Genomic DNA, 17991 nt, shown 5'->3' on the forward strand with positions numbered 1-17991 from the left:
CATGCCTCTATCAACGCTGCTCGACTGGCGCCTGCATGCGCTGGTCATCGCTATCTCCTTGCTTTCTGAATTCATTGGTATTCGGCAAATCCCGATGGGGCCTGGCACCTTACTGCTGCTGCCTCTCTTTTATGCCTTTGTTATCGGCGTGATTCTCAACCCTAACGTAACGCGCACAGCGGGCAAGATCTTTCCGGCGCGCATCAGTGAGGCGGCAGGCCCTCTTATCCTGCTCTCAATCATGCCCTTTATCGCCCGCTTTGGTTCTACCATTGGACCTGCCATTCAGGATTTAATCGAAGCTGGCCCTGCCCTGGTTCTCCAGGAGCTTGGTAATCTCGGTACCATGTTGATCGCTTTACCGGTTGCCGTGCTGGTGTTCAAGATGGGACGTGAGGCTATCGGCGCTACCTACTCGATTGCCCGCGAACCCAATATTGCCGTGATTTCTGACAAGTATGGTCTTAAAGGACCAGAAGGCATCGGCGTGATGGGCACCTATGTCGTCGGCACCATGTTCGGTACCTTGTGGTTTGCACTGATGGCTGGCTACCTGACATCGCTGGATATTTTCGACCCGCGCGCCTTGGCAATGGCTTGTGGCGTCGGCAGCGGAAGCATGGTGGCTGCCTGCTCTGCCGCCATTGCTGAAACGCTGCCGGAAATGCGCGAGGAGCTCCTTGCCTTCTCGGGCGCCAGCAACCTGATGACTTATGCAACCGGTCTGTATCTGACGCTTTTTGTGGCACTGCCCATTGCGGAAAAGCTTTACACCCTGCTGACTGGCAAGCGCTCGGCAAAGCCAGTCGGTGCACAGGTCAACACTGCTGATATCGCGGATGACGACGATATTCCCACCGAACCACGCCCCGAGCAGAACCTCGGTAAGACCGCGATTGTCATGGCCGCTGCCTGTGCCGTGGCCTGGGTTGCCAACACGATTAATGGCGCTGGCCTGATCGAAGCTCTGCCAGGCATGTTGATTCTGTATGCCATGACCATGATCGGCCTGGTCGTCACTCGCTTTGCACCGTTTTATCTCCCGGGCGTTGCCTGGGTATCGCTGGTCAGTATCATTTTCACCCTGCCCTGGTTCCCTGGCAATGGCTGGCTGGTCGAGCAACTGGGCGCGGTCAACTTCCTGGCCATTGTGACACCGGTACTCGCCTATGCAGGCCTTGCGCTGACCAGCCGTGAGCTGAAAATGTTCCGTCATGCTGGCTGGAAGCTGGTAATCCTGGCGCTGCTGGTGTTCACCGGCACCTTCATCTCGTCGGCATTGATCGCCAACCTTCTGCTGTGAGCCATCGCCAATGAGGACTCATGCCATGACAGACGTTAAGCCCAATCTCGAAACGTTGCGCCAGTGGCGTCACGACTTTCACCAACACCCGGAAACTGCTTTCGAGGAGCACCGGACAAGCCGCAGGATCACTGAGATCCTGCGTGACGCCGGACTTGAGGTAACGACCGGCCTGGGCGGCGGCACGGGGGTCGTCGCCACCCTTGATGGCAATCTGGGAGAAGGGCCCAGCATCGGCCTGCGCGCAGACATTGACGCTCTGGATATACAGGAGATCAGTGACTCGGCCCATGCGTCCAGCATTCCCGGCAAGATGCATGCGTGTGGCCATGACGGCCACACCACCATGTTGCTGGGCGCTGCCTGCCAACTCGCCTCCCAGCCAGATTTCGCTGGTCGCGTCCATTTTATCTTTCAGCCCGCCGAGGAGAGCGAAGGCGGCGGACGCATGATGGTGGAGGAAGGCCTGTTTGAGCGCTTCCCCATGCAGGCCATCTATGGCGTTCACAACTGGCCAGGGCTTGCCGTCGGTGAAGCCGCTGTGCATGACACTGCCGTGATGGCCGCCTTTGATGTGTTTACCTTGACCCTCAAAGGGAACGGTTGCCACGCGGCCATGCCGCACCTTGGCACCGATGTCATCCTGGCGGCATCACAACTGGTGACCCAACTGCAGGGATTGATCAGCCGGGAAACGTCTGCGCACCAGACAGCGGTTCTCAGCGTTACTCAGATCCATGCCGGTGATGCCTTTAATGTTATCCCGGAGAGCCTGGAACTGCGTGGCACACTGCGCTGCTTCGATGAACCGCTGCGCAAGCATCTGGCTGAGCGCTTCAAACAGGCCGTCGCGGCGTTGGCACAGTTTCATGAACTGGACGCCGACCTCGACTACCAGCCACGTTATCCGGCAACGTTTAACACACCTGAACACGCCCAGCGCTGTGCTGAAGTCCTTGAGGCCATGCCGCATATCACTCATGTCCACCGTGACCAGCCGCCGAGCATGGCGTCGGAAGACTTCGCATTTATGCTGTGCGAATGCCCAGGGGCCTACATCTGGCTGGGTAACGGCGAAAATAGCGCCGCCTTGCACAACCCTCACTACGACTTCAACGACGCCCTTTCTCCCATTGGTGTGAGCTACTGGGTCCAGCTGGTCCAGACGCTTCTGGCCCACCCTCATGACAATTCATAACAAGGAGACCGACGTGATCAAATCCGTTACCGTCATCGGCTTGGGTAACATGGGGCGCGGTATGGCGCTGACCCTGCACAACGCTGGCTTCGAGGTGCAAGGCACCGATATCAACCCTGACGCTTGCACTCTGCTTGGTGAAGAAGGCATTACCACCATGTCGCCCGAGTCCTTGAAAACGTCCCTGAATGAGCCCCTTAACGCAAGCGATGTCTATCTGCTGTCGCTACCCACGTCCGCCCATGTCAGAGACGTCCTCGAAAACACACCTGGCCTTCTTAGCAAGGCGCCGCAAGGGAGCCTGATCATCGATGCTTCTACCAGCGACCCTGTCGAATCGCGCCAGCTTGCTGCCAAGGTCATTGCCGCGGGGCTTAAGTGGCTGGATGCTCCGGTCAGCGGCGGCCCAAGTGGCGCGCATGCCGGGCAGCTCGGCATGCTAATCGGCGGAGAGCCTCAGACGCTGGAGCATGCCCGCCCAATGCTGGAGGCCATGACCAAGACGATCACTCATGTCGGCGAAGCGGGCAGCGGCCATGTGGTCAAGCTCGCTAATAACTATCTGTGCGCGGCCCATTTGCTGACTACAGCTGAGGCCGTCGCCATGGCGCAGCGGGCGGGCGTTGACCCCGCCGCCTGCCTTCAGGGGATCAATAGCGGCTCTGGTCGCAGCGCCGTCAGCGAAATCAATTTCCCCCGCTGGATTCTTAACCAGCACTTTGATTCCGGCTTTAGTCTGGGCCTGATGCGCAAGGACCTGCGCCTCGCCCACCAGACCGCACACACGCTTGGTCTCGATCACGGCTTGCTCGACAACATCCGTGATGCCTGGCACAACGAAGATCTAGGCCTCGAAGATACCGCCGACTTCAACCGGATTACCCAGCATCTGCTCGACGCTACTCGCCCAGGGGAAAAGCCAGCATGAACGATCTCAACCAACAGGCACGCGACCAACTGGCCAAGCTTCTTGATGTCTACGAGATGAACCCCCAGAAGCCACGCAGTAACTGGGTGTCAGGCCAGCTACTGGCAGGGGAAGGCGACACCATTACCCTGCAGGACCCGGTCACTAATCAGCCGCTGTTGCACTATCAGGACGCCGGTGGCGCCCTGGTCAAGCGCGCCGTTGAAGCGGGCAAGACGGCCCAACAAGCGTGGCTATCGCTCAGCGCCAGTGAACGAGGTCGGCGTATGTATGCCGCCTCACGCGGGTTGGAAGGCCATGAGGAAAACCTGGCCAGGCTGGAGAGCCTGATTGCCGGAAAGCCTATTCGCGACTGTCGCGGCGAGGTCGGTAAAGTCCGCGAAATGTTCGAATATTACGCTGGCTGGTGTGACAAACAGCACGGCGAGGTCATCGACGTGCCCAGCTCTCATCTCAATTATGTGCAGCGCGTGCCCTATGGCGTCGTCGGCCAGATCACCCCCTGGAATGCACCGATGTTTACCTGCGGCTGGCAACTCGCACCGGCATTGGCCGCCGGTAATGCGGCGGTACTCAAACCCTCCGAGCTTACCCCGCTAACCTCGGTGTTACTGGCCATGCTGCTGGAGCGCAGTGGAAGCTTTCCGCCAGGGCTTATTGGCATTGTCAACGGCCTTGGCCAGACCACCGGCAGCGCTTTGACCGGGCATCCGGACATCGCAAAACTGGTGTTCGTCGGCTCCCCCGAGACCGGCCGCTTGATCGCTGAAGCCGGGGCACGCCGTCTCGTCCCCAGCGTGCTGGAGCTGGGCGGTAAATCTGCCAATATCGTCTTTAACGATGCCATGCTGAAAGATGCCGTTGCCGGGGCCCAGGCAGCCATCTTTGCCGCTGCAGGGCAAAGTTGCGTGGCAGGCTCTCGACTGCTGCTGCAACAGGATCTGGAAGACGCCTTCTGCCAACGCCTGGCCAGTGCTGCCTCAACCATTGAGGTTGGCCTGCCGGGGGACGACAACACACGCATGGGGCCACTACAGAATGCTCCCCAGTACCAGCGCGTTCGCCAGCTTATTGACGCCGCCCTGGCCGAAGGCGCCGAGCTGCTGACCGGGGGGAGCGCCCCTGATGGTTTGCCGGATGACACCGCTCAAGGCAACTTTCTTGCCCCCACTATTCTCACCAAGGTGCGCCCTGATATGGCCATCGCCCAGGAAGAGGTGTTCGGCCCTGTGCTGGTAGTGATGACCTTCGCAGATGAACAGGAAGCGATCGAACTGGCCAACGGCACCGCCTTTGGGCTGGCTGCCGCCGTATGGAGCCAGGACACTGGCAAGGCCCTGCGGGTCGCCCACCAGTTGCGTGCTGGCACGGTGTGGGTCAACGGCTACAAAAGCATCAATGTGATGTCGCCCTTCGGCGGCTTTGGCAACAGTGGCTATGGCCGGTCCAGCGGGCTGGATGGGCTGCGTGAATACACAACAACGCGCAGTGTCTGGGTGGAAACCGCCCCTGAGGCGAGTGCTGCCATAGGATACGGAAACGCTTAGATTAACCCTTGGCGCACGGTTCATCGCAGCGAAATGCACTCATCCAACGCTGGAGGTGGCGAAGCAGCTGCAGTGATGCCCGCGGCATACGTCGGCCAACGCGTGTCACCATATGGGCATTCGCTTCACTAAAGCGTCGCCCGACGACATGCCGCGCCACCAGGGAGCCATCCTCCAGCTCCTTGGCAGCAGCAAAGCGCGGCAATAAGGTGACGCAAAGCGACGCGCGGGCAGAATGCTTGAGTACTTCCAGCGACCCCGTCTGAATACCGACCACAGGCCGGTAACCCGCCTCACGAAACGCCGAATCGACCAGTGACCGAACCCCATGCCCTGGGTGCCAAAGCGCCATGGGATGTGCCGCCAACTGCTCAATCGTCAGCGGCTCACTATCTCTCGCCAGGGTATGACAAGGTGACATCAGCAGCACCAGCGGCTGACGCGTTGAGCACCAGAAACGCAGATGCGGGTGTACCTGCTCGTGATACATCAAGCCAATATGGGCCTCATCATTGACCACTGACGCTATAATTTCCTGGGTACTGCCAGTATCCACTTCCAGACGCACACCACGATGCGCCTCGGTGAACTCACGCAGCGGATGATCGATCACATCACCGACAAAGCCTTCACCAATAGACAGCGTGATCTGCCCGGTTTCGAGGCGCTGATAAGCATCGAGATCATCACTGAACTGGCGGTCAAGCAATGCACGGCTCTGGCAATAATCAAGCAGCATATCGCCTACCGGCGTTGGGCGTACGCCATCCCTTCGCCGTTCCAGCAGCGTGGCATCCAGTGCGGTTTCCAGCAGGCCAATCTGACGGCTCACCGCCGAGGCTGCGATGCCCAACCGCGATGCCGCCGCCCTGATTGAACCGGTCTCAACCGTTAATTGGAAGTAAATCAACCGCTGATGCGGGATTTCCATCACCACCCCCTTGTGGCCAATCTGCTGAAGACGTCAGAGTTTACATTCGCGGGAGTTAGATAACCCGCCGCCTTTATTCAAAAGGATCCGTATGCGACCACGGTGGTGCAGCGGGTTTAAAAACCGTGTTCTGGTTACCGAACAAACCCATTTTTTTTCTAAACTTAGTTATGTATGGAGTCGTCATACTATGGTGTTTTTCACCTTACTTTGGTGCAGTATGTTTCACCAGAGTTAACTATTAAAGGCAATGAGAATGGTTAAACAGCCGTATGTTTAACGACCGACTACCCGGGCAGGGAACGGCCGATGATGATACAGAGCTAAACCGAATCCAGGCTGCATTGCGCACGAGCGAGGCGGAATTTAGAACCTTGGTCGAAACCATGCCACAAATTGTCTGGGTGACTCGCCCCGACGGCTGGCATATCGACTTTAATCAATCCTGGCTGGATTATACCGGGTTGACGCTTGAAGAAAGCCTTGGATTTGGCTGGAATCCACCCTTCCACCCTGAAGATCGAGACTTTGCGGCTGAACGGTGGCTTAAAGCAACGAGCAGCGGCGAACCCTATGAGATTGAATACCGGCTACGTCGGTGGGATGGGGTTTATCACTGGATGCTCGGCAGAGCCGTACCCGTGCGCGATGCTGAGGGCAATATCGTAAAGTGGTTCGGCACATGCACGGATATTGACGACCTGAAACGCACCCAAGAGCGTTTAGATAAGGCCCAACGCATTGGTAAAATCGGGGATTGGGAATATAACTCTGTTACCGAAAAAACCACCTGGTCACCCGTCGTCTATCAACTATTGGGGAGAGACTCCCGTCTAGGCCCGCCCCAAACCTTCCACGAAAGCACAATGCTTTTCGATGCTGAAAGTGTTGTTGTTTTTAAAAAAATGATGGGGGCGGGCGCTACATCAGGACTAATGCAAAAGTTTGATCTCCGTACAAAGGTAGATAGCGACAAAGAAACGTATGTTCAAGTCGTCGCCGTGCCAAGAAAAAATGATCGTGGTGAAGTCACCGGCTTTTTTGGCACGATCCAGGATATTTCTGATCGGAAACACGCTGAACTAGCACTACAGACAAGGGCATATCAACAATTACTGGTCGCGGCTCTTGGTCGGCTTGCGTTGTCTGCCGCAAGCCTTGACGAGGTTTATGAGGAAGCGGTGTCGACAATTGCTCAGGGCTTGGGTGTGACGTTTAGCAACATCCTGCTTTTGGAAGAAACGCATGAATCGTTGATCTTGAAAGCAGGTATCGGCTGGAAACCAGGTTGGGTCGGCCAACAGATGATAGACCCCCAAAAACAAACGCATGCGTATCGTGCCTTTGACTCACACGACCCCCTCATCATTGATGATTACCGTGAAGAGTCACGGTTTATCCGGTCTGAGTTACTCACTTCCCATGGCATTGTCAGCGGTGTCGATGTGTTAGTTGGAGGATTGAAAAAGCCTGTCGGCGTGCTGGGCGCCTATTCCGCTACGATTCGCCACTTCTCCTCTGATGACGCCAGTTTCCTGGAAGGCGTTGCCAACATCCTGAGTGCTGCGGCCGAACACCACCGGATAAATGAACAGCTTAGCCACATGGCTTTGCATGATCCGCTCACAGATTTGCCAAATCGTTCACTTCTAACCGATCGACTCACCGTAGCTCTTTCGTATGCCCACCGACATAACCAGCAAGTCGCGCTACTTTTTCTAGACCTGGATTTGTTCAAGCATGTAAATGACGTTTTCGGGCATGCCATGGGCGACCAGTTACTTCAGGAAGTTGCAAAGCGGCTAACGAATTGTGTTCGCACCGAAGACACCGTAAGCCGACAAGGGGGCGATGAGTTTATTGTGGCGTTAACCGGCATTAAGAATGAACAGGATGCCGCTCTTATTGCAGAAAAACTTCTCGCTGTCATTACCTCTCCCTTTATTCTGGAAGAGACTGAAATTATCCTGGGTATCAGTATTGGAATAGCATGTTTCCCACACGATGGGGAAAATGCTGAAACCCTGATGCGAAATGCTGATGCAGCCATGTATGTTGCAAAGCAGTTGGGGCGTAATCGGTATCAGTTTTATGCCCCTGAAATGAACATGCAGGCGCTGGAACGCTTAACCCTTGAAAGCGATTTACATCGTGCTATCGAACGTAACGAGCTGTTTTTAATGTATCAGCCTCAACGTGATCTCGGTACTGGCCATGTTCTCGGTATGGAGGCATTAGTTCGATGGCGGCACCCTTCTCGCGGGCTTATTCCCCCAAGCCAGTTTATTCCAATCGCAGAAAATTGCGGCCTAATTGCCCCCATTGGCAACTGGGTGCTGGAAGCGGCCTGTCACCAGCACGCTTACTGGGTATCTCAGGGTTTAACCAATGGCTCTATTGCCGTCAATATTTCAGCGCATCAATTCCGTCAGGTTAATTTTTGTCACCATATAAGCGAGGTACTTTCTCGCACAGGTTTACAGCCCGGTTTACTGGAACTGGAGGTGACGGAAGGTGTTGTCATGCAGGGCATTGACCAGGTTCTGCATAAGCTCAATACGCTTCGTGAATTAGGCGTCACTCTCGCCATAGACGACTTTGGGACTGGCTATTCAAGCCTGAATTACTTGATGCATCTTCCACTCCACCGCTTAAAGATAGATCAATCATTTACTCAGGGGCTGCTGAACGACCCGCAGAGTGGAGCGATTACTAACGCGATTATCCAGATGGGACACAGTCTGGGGCTGGTTGTCCTGGCCGAAGGAATTGAAACCAAAGAGCAAGAGGCTCACCTCCAAGCGTTGGGTTGTGACGCAGGGCAAGGTTTTTTATACGCTAAGCCGCTTTTGGCCGAGGACTGTGAGGAATACCTTCGAGCTAATCGACCGATGTAATCGCCATTGCCTTAAATCGGTTCGTGTGGAGTTTTTTCGGATGTTGCTATCCCTTGCCGTATGACGACGGGCTGCCGGCGCCCGTGGGCCGTGAGATCTGAAAGACATTGTCTGGCGAAACCTGTACATAATCCCTCTTTCCGCCGGAACGCATGATCGGAAAGGCCTCGGCTGTCTGATAAACGCCATCCTTCAGAAGTGTCTTGTCGATGTACACGGCCACCACCTCGCCCAGCACAAGCCAGCCCCCTACCTTTTCGCCTTCGATGTTTCGAAACTGCACGATGTCGATCACCTTGCATTCCATCGCCACGCGGCTTTCGCCCACTCGCGGGACGTTAACCTTGCGACCCGCCACGGCCGTGAGGCCGGCAAACGAAAACTCGTCTTCGCCATGCGGAAGCGGTGCCGAGGTCAGGTTCATCTGATCCCCCAGTTCGCGGGTGACCAGGTTCCAGGTGAACTCGCGGGTTTCCGATGCGTTTTTAACGCTGTCTTTCCAGGCGATCGAAGAAAAGCCGATGATAGGTGGATCGTAATTGAACGCGTTGAAGAAGCTGTAGGGCGCGAGGTTGGCCCGCCCCTGTGCATCGCGTGACGAAATCCAGCCGATGGGCCGCGGGGCCACCAGCGCATTGAACGGGTTATGGCTCAGCCCGTGGCCCTTGGCAGGCTCGTAGTAGTGAAAGTCTTGAACGCTCATTGTATGGACCTTTTCAGTGTACGTGTGCCCTTCGCGGTGACGGCGTCGCAAGTCGCGACCACGACAACTGCGGTATCAAGAATGCTGTGAGTCAGGGGGATCATGTTTGTCTCCGTGCGCCGGTCAACCGGCAAAGTGCCGCCATAGAGTGCGCTCCATCCGTTTGAAAGTCTGCAACGCGATCACCGTTCCCAGCGGATTGATCAACCCCATGCCGAACAGGAAACACACAATATAACAGCCGCTTATAACCAAAACGATATAAGACAATCAAAAAAAGGGAAACCTCATATCGACAAAAGCCAAATATGAAGTCAATATATTACATAGCGATATTTTTTCCTCTAAATACATAAAATTCCTGTTTTTTATTTATATTTAAACATTAAAATTTATATAGGAAATAAAATGAAGGTTTCTGGTGACAGTTACATCATCTGCGTTTCTTGCCCCGCTACATCCGGCATCATCTCGGCGGTGACATCGTTTTTGAGCGAGCATGACTGCTATATCAGTGAACTGGCCCAATACGATGATGAAGAGCTGCAAAACTTCTTTCTGCGTGCCAGGTTTCGCTTCAATGAAGGTGTGAGTGCGGATATCGAGACATTGCGTGATGAATTTGCCGACATCGCAAAGGACTTTGAGATGGAGTGGCAGATTTACAGCAGCTCCAAACCCATGCGCGTTTTACTGATGGTCAGCAAGTTCGATCACTGCCTGAGCGATTTGATGTATCGCCAGGCGCAAGGCGAGCTGGATATGGAAATCACTGCCATCGTCTCGAACCATCGCGACCTTCGCCCCATGGCCGAGCGCGAAGGCATTCGCTTTGTCTACCTGCCGGTCACCAAAGAGACCAAGGCCAAGCAGGAAGCCGCGCTGATGGATATCATCGAAGAGACCGGTACCGAACTTGTCGTGCTGGCGCGTTATATGCAGATTCTGTCTGACAACCTTTGCCGCCAGCTGGCCGGGCGTGCCATCAATATTCACCACTCTTTCCTGCCGGGGTTCAAGGGGGCCAAGCCTTACCATCAGGCACATACCCGAGGCGTCAAACTGATTGGTGCCACCGCGCACTATGTTACGTCTGACCTTGATGAAGGCCCGATCATTGATCAGGAAGTTCAGCGCGTTAATCATACCTATCGCCCTGAAGACCTGGTCGCCGTGGGACGTAACACGGAAACCATCGCACTTTCCCGTGCGGTCAAGTATCACCTGGAACACCGTATTTTCCTTGATCAGAACAAAACGGTGATTTTCCAATGACCCTCACAACGCAGACATCTGCCGCCTTGATTGACGGCAAGGCCTGGGCCGAGCGGGTACTGGTTGAAGTGGCCGACAGCGTGGCGCAACTGGAAGCCGAAGGCATCACACCGGGCCTTGCTGTCGTGTTGATCGGTGAAGACCCTGCCAGCCAGGTATATGTGCGCAACAAAATCCGTAAAGCCGAAGCGGTCGGGATCCGTTCGCTTGAGTACCGCTTTGATCCCTCCCTGACCCAGGCCGAACTGCTGGCACTGATCGACAAGCTTAACCAGGACCCTGACATCAACGGCATCCTGGTTCAGCTGCCGCTTCCCGACACCATCAGCGAGGACGCCGTGATTCAGGCGATCTCGCCGCTCAAGGACGTCGACGGGTTTCATCGTGAAAACGTGGGAGGGCTGGCACAGGGCGCTGACGTGCTGGCTCCCTGCACGCCTACCGGCTGTCTGCGTCTTCTGCAGGAAACCTGCGGCGACCTGAGCGGCAAGCATGCCGTGGTTGTCGGGCGTTCCAATATCGTCGGCAAGCCCATGGCAGCCCTGCTGCTCCAGGCCAACTGCTCAGTCACGATGCTGCATTCTCGCAGTGTCAACACCGAAGCCATCGCGCGCCAGGCGGATATTCTCATTGCAGCGGTCGGTCGTCCGAAGATGATCAATGCCGACTGGCTCAAGCCCGGCGCGGTGGTGATTGATGTGGGCATTAACCGCATTGAAGCGTCGGTCAACGGCGAGAAAAAGACCCGCCTTGTCGGGGATGTGGACTTTGCCAGCGCCAGCCAGGTGGCCAGCGCGATCACCCCGGTACCCGGCGGCGTCGGCCCGATGACCATCGCGTATCTGATGCAGAACACGGTGGTCGCCACCCGGCTTCAGCAACACCACAAAGCGGCTCAGCCAGCACTTATCTGATATACCACAGGAGGGCGTTGTCATGCCTTTTGGATTATTGAAATACGGTTTGTCCTCGGAGTATCCCGTCGAAGTGGACTTGCCTCCTCCCAAAGAGCTCAAGCCCTCCTACGATGTGGTGATTATCGGTGGCGGCGGCCACGGGCTGGCCATCGCCTATTATCTGGCCAAATACCACAACATCACCAAGGTGGCCGTGCTTGAAAAGGCTTATCTTGGGGGTGGCAACACGGCGCGCAATACCGCCGTTATCCGCTCCAACTACCTGACCTCGGAAGGGGTCAAGTTCTATAGCGAATCGGTCAAGCTGTTCCAGAACCTCTCGAACGAATTTGACTTCAATATCATGTATTCCGAGCGCGGTCAGTTAACCCTGGCACATACCGATGCCACGGTGCGCGCCTTCCGCCAGCGCGCAGAGGTCAACAAGCATTTCGGCGGACGCACCGAAATGATCGACCGTCAGCAGATCAGCGAGCTGGTGCCAACGCTTAACCTCGACCCGGGGCACTTGCCGGTTCTGGCCGGTTTGTGGCATCGCGACGGCGCCACAGCGCGCCATGATGCCGTGGCCTGGGGCTATGCCAAGGAAGCCGCCAAGCGTGGCGTTGAAATTCATCAGCTAACCGAAGTGCAGGAGCTGATCATTGAGGGCGGGCGCATTACCGGCGTGAAGACCAATCGCGGCACCATCCAATGCGGTTGCGCCGTGCAAGCGGTTGCCGGGCACAGCTCGATCCTGGCCAAAAAAGCCGGTTTCCGCCTTCCCATCATCAGCTACCCGCTTCAGGCGATGGTCACCCAGCCGGTCAAACCCTTCCTGGACCCGCTGGTCAGCTCTTCCGCCCTGCATTGCTATGTTCAGCAGACCAGCCGTGGCGAAGTGGTGTTCGGGGGCGGCTCCGACCCCTACCCGCTGTATAACACGCGCTCTACGCTGGAAATGAAGGAAAGCCTGATTGCCAGTGGTATCGAGATGTTCCCGTTTCTGGCCAAGGCCAAATTGATGCGCCAATGGGGCGGGATTACCGATATGACCCCGGATTACAGCCCCATCATGGGGGAAAGCCCGGTTGAAAATTACTACCTGGACGCTGGCTGGGGCACCTGGGGCTTCAAGTCAACGCCGATCTGCGGCAAGACCATGGCAGAGCTGGTGGCCAACGGCGGAAAAGTGCCTGAGCTGATTCAGCCATTCCGCCTGGAACGGTTTGCCAATTTCCAGCAAGTCAATGAAATGGGCGCGACAGCGGCCAGTCATTAACGTCAGCCGTTTATGTCAGCCACCGTCTCAGCCACCGTCTAAGCGACTATGTGAAGGCACGCTCAATGAAAGTCATGAACTGCCCACTCAACGGGCCACGCAATATCAGCGAATTCATCTATGGCGGGGAACTCAAACCGATGCCCGGTCAATGCAGCGACCGGGAATGGGCCCACTATGTGTTTTATAGCGACAACACCGCCGGTGTTATTACCGAGTGGTGGATGCACGTCGCCTCCAGTTACTGGTTCCTTGCCGAACGCCATACCGTTACCGATGAAATACTGCGTACGTTCGACCCCAGGGAAGTATTCCAGGAACGTGTCGAGTTTTCCTCTGAGGAGACACCCCAATGAACCGCGCTCAACCGTCAGGCAATGCACAGACGAGGGATAACCGCCTTCCCGACCCAATGGGGCTCTATATTGACCGTCAACAGCCCATCAGCATGACATTTGAAGGGCAGACCCATCACGGTTTTTGCGGAGACTCCATTGCCAGTACGCTGGCGGCCAATGGCCGTTACCTGCTGTCTCGCTCGTTCAAGTACCACCGCCCGCGCGGCCCCTTGACCATGGCCGGGCAAGATGCCAATACGCTGGTGCAACTCCCCGATGAGCCGAATGTTCTAGCGGACACCTACCCCATCCATGATGACTTGAGCGTTATGGGGCAGAACTACAACGGTAGCCTGGATCGCGACAGCGACATGAAACTGGGCAAGTTTTCGAAGTTCATGCCGGTGGGATTCTATTACCGTTCTTTTTACAAACCCAAGGGGGTCTGGAAGTATTGGGAACCCCTGATTCGCAAGAAAGCAGGGCTGGGTCGCTTTGACCTCAAGGCAACGGGTGATTATCACGACAAGGCCTACCTGTTCAAAGACGTGGTCGTGGTGGGCAGTGGCCCCGCCGGGCTTAAAGCCGCCTTGACGGCCGCAGACGGCGGCGCCCAGGTATTGCTGGTTGAGCAGGAACCCTTGCTGGGTGGCGCGCTGACCTACGCCCGCTTTGATGAACAGGGTGAGCGCGGCACGGCGTTGCGCGACGAACTGGTGCCTGCCGTGGAAGCACACGCCAATATCCAGGTGCTTTGCAACGCCACCTGCAACGGCTGGTTCACTGACAACTATCTGCCGGTCATTCAAGGCAAGCGGATGTACAAGGTGCGCGCCAAGGAATGCGTCGTCACCGCCGGGGCCTTTGATCAGCCGGTCATCTTCCGCAACAACGATTTGCCGGGCGTCATGCTGGCCAGTGCCGCACAACGCCTGATGCGCCATTATGCGGTGCGCCCAGGCAAGCGGGCCGTTGTGTTAACCGGCAATGATGACGGCTATCTGGCAGCCCTCGACCTGCATGACCAGGGCGTTGACGTGGCGGCCCTGGTGGATATGCGCGCTGGGCCAACCGACAGCCAGCTACGCCAGGCAATTCAGCAGCGCGGTATCTCCCTGCATCTGGAGCACACCGTTTTCGAAGCGCTGTGCGACAAGAAAATGCACCGCGTTAACGGTGTTGATATCCGCCGCATTACCCAACGCGGTGAAGTGGGCAAAGACAGCGTAACCCTGGACTGCGACCTGCTGTGCATGAGCGCAGGCTACATGCCCGTGTATCAGCTGCTGTGTCAGGCTGGCGGCAAGCTGACCTACAACGACGATGTTGCCGAATTTTCGCTTTCCAATCTGCCGGAACACCTGCATGTGGCAGGCTCGGTCAACGGTTTACACGACCTTGACCAGGTACTGCAGGACGGTGCCTACGCCGCCGCTCAGGCGCTTTTGAATCTTGGCTTGCCAACGCCCGACGTATCTCCCACCGGGCAGCCCGTCAGGCAGGTAAACTTCCCCTGGCCGATTTTTGCCCACCCCAAAGGCAAGGAATTCGTCGACTTTGACGAAGACCTGCAGATCCGCGATATCATCAACGCCACCCGTCACGGCTACCGCGATGTCCAGCTGGTCAAGCGCTTCTCCACCGTTGGCATGGGGCCGTCACAAGGCCGCCACTCGGCACTTCCTACCGCACGTCTGGTGGCCGATGCCACCCAGCGTTCGGTCAGTGAAACCGGGGTGACCACCGCACGCCCGCCGTTTACGGCCGAAACCCTGGCGCACCTTGCCGGGCGCAGCTTTGACCCTTTCCGGGTCACTACCATGCAACAGCGTCACGTGGAACTGGGCGCCGTCATGATGCCGGCCGGTGACTGGCAGCGCCCGGCGTTTTATCCCAGCGCCGATGGCCGCCTTGACCGTCATCAGTGCATGCAGGAAGAAGCCCGGCATGTCCGCGAGCAGGTTGGTCTGATTGATGTTTCGACCCTGGGTGGCCTTGAAATCCGCGGGCCAGACGCAGCGGAATTCATCAACCGTATTTTTACGTTCGGCTTTCTCAAGCAGCCGGTCGGGCGGACGCGCTACGCGGCCATGACCAACGAACAGGGGGTGGTCATTGATGACGGGGTTTCCTGTCGCCTCGCTGACGATCATTTTTACGTAACCGCCACCACCAGCGGTGTCGGCCGCGTGTTTCAAGGCATGCTGCAGTGGAATGCGCAGTGGCGTCTTGACGTGGATATCGCCAATGTCACGTCTGCCTTTGCTGCGGTGAATATCGCCGGCCCCTTGTCACGCCAGGTACTGGAAACCGTATGCACGGGTGTCGACCTTTCCGCCCAGGCGCTTCCCTACCTGGAACTGCGCGAAGGTTATGCTGGCGATGCACCGGCTCGCCTGATGCGTACCGGGTTTGTGGGTGAGCTGAGCTATGAGCTGCACGTGCCGGCGCGCCATGGCGAATACCTGTGGGATTTGCTGATGGAAGCCGGTCAGGCATTTGGCATTCGCCCCTTCGGTGTAGAAGCACAGCGCCTGCTGCGCCTTGAAAAGGGCCATGTCATCATCGGCCAGGACACCGACGGCATGAGCCATCCCGGCGAGATCGGCATGAGCTGGGCGGTTAACCGCAAGAAGCCGTTTTTCGTCGGTCGCCGTGCGGTGGATATCCTCGACAAACAGCCCGCCAAGCGGCGTCTTGTCGGCTTTCAACTGCCCGCCGACAGTGCCAAACCGCTGGAAGGGCATCTGGTGCTCGACGGCACGGATATCACCGGCAACGTCACGTCCTGTGAGTATTCAACCACCCAGAACGCCATTATCGGCCTGGCCTATGCCGGGGCGGACAAGGCCACCCCCGGCAGCCGGATCACGATCCGCGTCGAAGGGGGGACTGACGTCAGCGCCGAGGTCGTCAAGCTGCCTTTCTACGATGCCAACAACAGCCGACAGGAGATGTAAGTCATGGCGACCCTGAACGACACACTCACGCCCAAACGTACGCCGCTTTATCACCTGCATCAGGCTGACGCTGCCCGTGCCGAGGGATGGCAGGCGCTGAACGGCTATGCCGTTGATGGCGGGGACAACACAGCCCTTGACGCTGACCTCACCGCAGCGGCGCATTGTGCGCTGGTGGATATATCAGCGTTGGCCCGCCTTGGGGTGCGCGGCAGTCATGCCGCCAGCTTCCTTAACGAACAGGATTATCAGCTGCCTGAGGCGCCAAACCAGGCGACGCGTCAGCCGGATGGCAGCATGGTCGCCCGACTTTCTGCCAGCGAGTATCTGCTGCTTGGCAGTCTCAACGACCAGGAACAGCGGATCAGCCAACAAGAAGCCACCTGGCCAACCATTCAGGCGGGTGTCTATCTCCTGCCTCGCCAGGATACCCATGCCTGGCTGGCCCTGACGGGAACCCATGCGAGCAACGTCATGGCCAAACTGTGTGGCGTTGACCTGAGCCCTGCGGCCTTCGCCCCCGGCCAGGTCGCACAGACGTCGGTGGCAAGGGCCAATGCCATCGTCATCAACGCCAGCCAGACGGAGCTTACCTGCCTGTATTTACTCGTCGATAGCGCCGCGGCCCGTTATTTCTGGCCGGTGCTTCTGGATGCCATGCAGGAATTCGGCGGAAAATCGCTGAGCATCAAGGCGTTACAACACGCGCTTAACGAGTGATACGCACTGGCAGGAAACATGGCGCCTGATAAATAGGCGGTGTTTATCAACGCGGTATTTATGAGCACGGTATTTATGAACACGGCATCTTGACGGATAATGCGTTCTGATGGCCTGGCGGTGCCTGCCACCCCAGGCCGTTATACATCGACCCCTTTCAGCAAGGCCTTATCACGTATGGCGAAACCTTCCAGCAAAGACAACGATTATACGGTGCCCGCGCTTTACCGGGGTCTCAGAATCCTTGAGTTGTTCAACAGCCAACAGCGCATTCTGACGACTCAGGATTTTGCGGATGCGCTGGAGGTCAGCACCTCGTCGATCTACCGTATTGTGACCACCCTGACCGAGATGCACTACCTCGAAAAAGTGGCCAAGAATACCTATCAACTCGGCCCTCAGGTGATCTCCCACGGCTTCAGCTATCTGGCCAGCCGCGATATTGTCGATATCGTCATGCCGCATTTGAATGCCCTGCGCAACCGGGTATCCATGTCCTGCCACCTCAGTGTGCGAGAAGGCCAGGATGCGGTGTATATCTACCGCTCGTTTGCGTCTCAGCGGCTGTCGGTGAACATTCCGGTGGGCACCCGTATCGCCTGCCACAGTTGCGCCATGGGGCGCGTTCTCCTCACTGCGCTGGATGAAAGCGAACTCGACGCGCTTTACCACCACGTGCGCCTGGACGGCTACCCTGCCCCCGCACCGCGGACATTGCCGGAACTCAAACACACGATTGCCAATGACCGTGACACCGGGTGGGTGATGCATCGCTCCGATCATGCCACGGCCATCGCCACCGGGCTCAAGGACTACCAGGGGCAGGTTGTCGCGGCGATCAATATCTCAGGCCCCGACGCCATGATGAACAGCGATGCCCATATCGACGACCTCAAAGTACAGTTAAAGGCCACAGCCGAACGTATCTCTTTTGAATTGGGTAATAGCAGGATTTAAACCAGCAACCCTCGACCACCGACCGCAGCGCCCTCTGGCTTCGTCAGATATGGGTG

14 protein-coding genes are annotated in these 17991 nt (G+C 57.0%); 12 read left to right on the forward strand and 2 right to left on the reverse strand.

All coding sequences use genetic code 11. The features are described from left to right. The first annotated feature begins 1 nt into the window (after nucleotide 1). The 4 genes from ACU6TU_RS15805 to ACU6TU_RS15820 are packed head-to-tail and all read left to right on the forward strand — an operon-like array spanning nucleotide 2 to nucleotide 4976. Nucleotides 2–1303, forward strand: a complete 1302-nt coding sequence (locus tag ACU6TU_RS15805; RefSeq protein ID WP_447142325.1) for a DUF3100 domain-containing protein — start codon at nucleotides 2–4, stop codon at nucleotides 1301–1303. A 25-nt stretch (nucleotides 1304–1328) separates the two neighbouring features. Further along, the gene (locus ACU6TU_RS15810; protein WP_447142326.1) at nucleotides 1329–2501 is read left to right on the forward strand and encodes an amidohydrolase; all 1173 of its coding nucleotides are present in this window, start codon (nucleotides 1329–1331) and stop codon (nucleotides 2499–2501) included. Nucleotides 2502–2514: 13 nt separating this feature from the next. Then, nucleotides 2515–3429, forward strand: a complete 915-nt coding sequence (locus ACU6TU_RS15815; RefSeq protein ID WP_447142327.1) for an NAD(P)-dependent oxidoreductase — start codon at nucleotides 2515–2517, stop codon at nucleotides 3427–3429. Continuing rightward, the gene (locus tag ACU6TU_RS15820; RefSeq protein WP_447142328.1) at nucleotides 3426–4976 is read left to right on the forward strand and encodes an aldehyde dehydrogenase family protein; all 1551 of its coding nucleotides are present in this window, start codon (nucleotides 3426–3428) and stop codon (nucleotides 4974–4976) included. Before ACU6TU_RS15815 ends, ACU6TU_RS15820 begins: the two co-directional genes overlap by 4 nt. A 1-nt stretch (nucleotide 4977) precedes the next feature. Here the strand turns inward: ACU6TU_RS15820 and ACU6TU_RS15825 are convergent, their stop codons facing one another. Next, complete coding sequence (locus ACU6TU_RS15825; protein ID WP_447142329.1) at nucleotides 4978–5907, reverse strand: LysR family transcriptional regulator; 930 nt, start codon at nucleotides 5905–5907, stop codon at nucleotides 4978–4980. A 272-nt stretch (nucleotides 5908–6179) separates the two neighbouring features. On the opposite strand from ACU6TU_RS15825, the gene ACU6TU_RS15830 reads away from it, so the two are divergent. Further along, nucleotides 6180–8804 carry a sensor domain-containing protein gene (locus ACU6TU_RS15830; RefSeq protein ID WP_447142330.1) on the forward strand — a complete coding sequence of 875 codons (2625 nt, stop codon included), beginning with the start codon at nucleotides 6180–6182 and terminating at the stop codon, nucleotides 8802–8804. A 46-nt stretch (nucleotides 8805–8850) separates the two neighbouring features. Here ACU6TU_RS15830 and ACU6TU_RS15835 read toward each other — a convergent pair whose 3' ends face one another. Continuing rightward, the gene (locus tag ACU6TU_RS15835; RefSeq protein ID WP_447142331.1) at nucleotides 8851–9507 is read right to left on the reverse strand and encodes a flavin reductase family protein; all 657 of its coding nucleotides are present in this window, start codon (nucleotides 9505–9507) and stop codon (nucleotides 8851–8853) included. A gap of 408 nt (nucleotides 9508–9915) precedes the next feature. Here ACU6TU_RS15835 and purU point away from each other — a divergent pair, with 408 nt between their 5' ends. The 7 genes from purU (at nucleotide 9916) to ACU6TU_RS15870 (ending at nucleotide 17935) form a co-directional block, all read left to right on the forward strand. Further along, nucleotides 9916–10782 carry a formyltetrahydrofolate deformylase gene (gene purU, locus ACU6TU_RS15840; RefSeq protein WP_447142332.1) on the forward strand — a complete coding sequence of 289 codons (867 nt, stop codon included), beginning with the start codon at nucleotides 9916–9918 and terminating at the stop codon, nucleotides 10780–10782. After that, complete coding sequence (gene folD / locus ACU6TU_RS15845) at nucleotides 10779–11696, forward strand: bifunctional methylenetetrahydrofolate dehydrogenase/methenyltetrahydrofolate cyclohydrolase FolD (protein WP_447142333.1); 918 nt, start codon at nucleotides 10779–10781, stop codon at nucleotides 11694–11696. Before purU ends, folD begins: the two co-directional genes overlap by 4 nt. Nucleotides 11697–11718: 22 nt before the next feature. Then, nucleotides 11719–12960, forward strand: coding sequence for an FAD-dependent oxidoreductase (locus tag ACU6TU_RS15850; RefSeq protein ID WP_447142334.1), 1242 nt, complete (start codon nucleotides 11719–11721; stop codon nucleotides 12958–12960). A gap of 65 nt (nucleotides 12961–13025) precedes the next feature. After that, nucleotides 13026–13316 (forward strand): sarcosine oxidase subunit delta, encoded by a 291-nt coding sequence (locus ACU6TU_RS15855; RefSeq protein WP_447142335.1) that lies wholly within the window; start codon nucleotides 13026–13028, stop codon nucleotides 13314–13316. Beyond that, nucleotides 13313–16258 (forward strand): 2Fe-2S iron-sulfur cluster-binding protein, encoded by a 2946-nt coding sequence (locus ACU6TU_RS15860; RefSeq protein ID WP_447142336.1) that lies wholly within the window; start codon nucleotides 13313–13315, stop codon nucleotides 16256–16258. The genes ACU6TU_RS15855 and ACU6TU_RS15860 overlap by 4 nt, the downstream gene beginning before the upstream one ends. Nucleotides 16259–16261: 3 nt before the next feature. After that, entirely contained in the window at nucleotides 16262–16978 is a 717-nt protein-coding gene (locus ACU6TU_RS15865; protein WP_447142337.1) for a hypothetical protein, read from the forward strand. 99 nt (nucleotides 16979–17077) lie between these two features. Further along, complete coding sequence (locus tag ACU6TU_RS15870; protein ID WP_447142338.1) at nucleotides 17078–17935, forward strand: IclR family transcriptional regulator; 858 nt, start codon at nucleotides 17078–17080, stop codon at nucleotides 17933–17935. Nucleotides 17936–17991 lie beyond the last annotated feature (56 nt).

The sequence above is a fragment of the Halomonas sp. LS-001 genome (assembly GCF_052983955.1).